The sequence below is a fragment of the Methylococcus capsulatus str. Texas = ATCC 19069 genome (assembly GCF_000424685.1).
GTDB classification, from domain to species: domain Bacteria; phylum Pseudomonadota; class Gammaproteobacteria; order Methylococcales; family Methylococcaceae; genus Methylococcus; species Methylococcus capsulatus.
The window spans coordinates 1-2329 of the sequence record NZ_AUKJ01000010.1 but is presented as its reverse complement, the minus strand read 5'-3'; the positions used below and the strand labels follow the sequence as shown (position 1 = coordinate 2329).

The 2329-nt window shown below is 61.1% G+C and carries 3 protein-coding genes; all 3 read left to right on the top strand.

Annotated elements, in window-relative coordinates:
• Nucleotides 1-8: 8 nt before the first annotated feature.
• Nucleotides 9-158 carry a methane monooxygenase/ammonia monooxygenase subunit C gene (locus tag H156_RS15670; protein ID WP_282705229.1) on the top strand — a complete coding sequence of 50 codons (150 nt, stop codon included), beginning with the start codon at nucleotides 9-11 and terminating at the stop codon, nucleotides 156-158.
• Nucleotides 159-310: 152 nt separating this feature from the next.
• Nucleotides 311-1054, top strand: coding sequence for a bacterial ammonia monooxygenase, subunit AmoA (amoA, locus tag H156_RS0102110; protein ID WP_010961050.1), 744 nt, complete (start codon nucleotides 311-313; stop codon nucleotides 1052-1054).
• 106 nt (nucleotides 1055-1160) lie between these two features.
• Nucleotides 1161-2329, top strand: a 1169-nt coding sequence (amoB, locus tag H156_RS0102105) for a bacterial ammonia monooxygenase, subunit AmoB (protein ID WP_026597566.1), incomplete at its 3' end; no start/stop codon positions are given.

Here is a 2329-nt window from a genome sequence, read left to right as displayed (position 1 = left end):
AGCTGTTCGTGGCGCCGCTGCACTACGGCTTCGTGATCTTCGGCTGGCTGGCACTGGCCGTCATGGGCACCCTGACCCAGACCTTCTACAGCTTCGCTCAGGGCGGGCTGGGGCAGTCGCTCTGTGAAGCCGTGGACGAAGGCTTGATCGCGAAATAAGGAGCTTGTCAGGCTGGCGGGCCGGTTTCTCGGGGTTCTGGCGACAGGCCCCCGGGGGCCGGACCGGCGGCCGGAAGGGACTCGCGGCGACGGGGTGGATTGATCCGGCTCCCGTCGAAAATAAGAAAACGACAAATTTGGAGGTAACTTTAATGAGTGCTGCGCAATCTGCGGTTCGTTCGCACGCCGAAGCGGTCCAGGTATCCCGGACCATCGACTGGATGGCGTTGTTCGTGGTGTTTTTCGTGATCGTGGGCTCGTACCACATTCACGCCATGCTCACCATGGGTGACTGGGACTTCTGGTCGGACTGGAAAGACCGTCGACTGTGGGTCACGGTGACCCCGATCGTGCTGGTCACCTTCCCGGCGGCCGTACAATCCTACCTGTGGGAGCGGTATCGTCTGCCCTGGGGAGCCACCGTGTGCGTCCTGGGTCTGCTGCTGGGCGAGTGGATCAACCGTTATTTCAACTTCTGGGGCTGGACCTACTTCCCGATCAACTTCGTGTTCCCCGCCTCGCTGGTGCCGGGCGCCATCATCCTGGACACCGTGCTGATGCTGTCGGGCAGCTACCTGTTCACCGCGATCGTCGGTGCGATGGGCTGGGGTCTGATCTTCTACCCGGGCAACTGGCCGATCATCGCGCCGCTGCACGTGCCGGTGGAATACAACGGCATGCTGATGTCGATCGCCGACATCCAGGGTTACAACTATGTGCGTACGGGTACGCCTGAGTACATCCGCATGGTAGAGAAGGGCACCCTGCGTACCTTCGGTAAGGACGTGGCGCCGGTATCGGCATTCTTCTCCGCGTTCATGTCGATCCTGATCTACTTCATGTGGCACTTCATCGGTCGCTGGTTCTCCAACGAACGGTTCCTGCAGAGCACCTGATCGTGAGCGATCGGTGCGAGCAAGAGCATTGAGTGAAAGACCGTCGTCCGGCTTGGCGACAGGCCGGCGAGTGACCCAACAGCAAGAACTCGAAAGAGGAGAGATCATGAAAACAATAAAGGACCGGATTGCAAAATGGTCTGCAATCGGACTGCTGTCCGCCGTGGCAGCGACCGCCTTCTATGCGCCGAGCGCCAGCGCCCACGGTGAGAAATCGCAGGCCGCGTTCATGCGTATGCGTACCATCCACTGGTACGACCTGAGCTGGTCGAAAGAGAAAGTCAAGATCAACGAGACCGTGGAAATCAAAGGCAAGTTCCACGTGTTCGAAGGCTGGCCGGAAACGGTCGACGAACCGGATGTGGCGTTCCTGAACGTCGGCATGCCGGGTCCGGTGTTCATCCGCAAGGAATCGTACATCGGCGGTCAGCTGGTGCCGCGTTCCGTACGTCTGGAAATCGGCAAGACCTATGACTTCCGGGTTGTCCTCAAAGCCCGTCGTCCGGGTGACTGGCACGTTCACACCATGATGAACGTCCAGGGCGGTGGACCGATCATCGGCCCCGGCAAATGGATCACCGTGGAAGGCTCCATGAGTGAATTCCGCAACCCCGTCACCACCCTGACCGGTCAGACGGTGGACCTGGAGAACTACAACGAAGGCAACACCTATTTCTGGCACGCCTTCTGGTTCGCCATCGGAGTTGCCTGGATCGGCTACTGGTCGCGTCGACCGATCTTCATCCCCCGTCTGCTGATGGTGGATGCCGGTCGTGCGGACGAACTGGTGTCCGCCACCGACCGCAAGGTGGCGATGGGCTTCCTGGCCGCCACCATCCTGATCGTGGTTATGGCCATGTCCAGCGCCAACAGCAAGTACCCGATCACCATCCCGCTGCAGGCCGGCACCATGCGTGGCATGAAGCCGCTGGAACTGCCGGCGCCGACGGTATCGGTGAAAGTGGAAGACGCCACCTACCGGGTGCCGGGCCGCGCCATGCGGATGAAGCTGACCATCACCAATCACGGCAACAGCCCGATCCGGCTGGGTGAGTTCTACACCGCCTCGGTGCGTTTCCTGGATTCCGACGTGTACAAGGACACCACCGGCTATCCGGAAGACCTGCTGGCCGAAGACGGCCTGAGCGTCAGCGACAACAGCCCGCTGGCTCCGGGTGAGACCCGCACGGTCGACGTGACGGCGTCCGACGCGGCGTGGGAAGTGTACCGTCTGTCCGACATCATCTACGATCCGGACAGCCGTTTCGCCGGTCT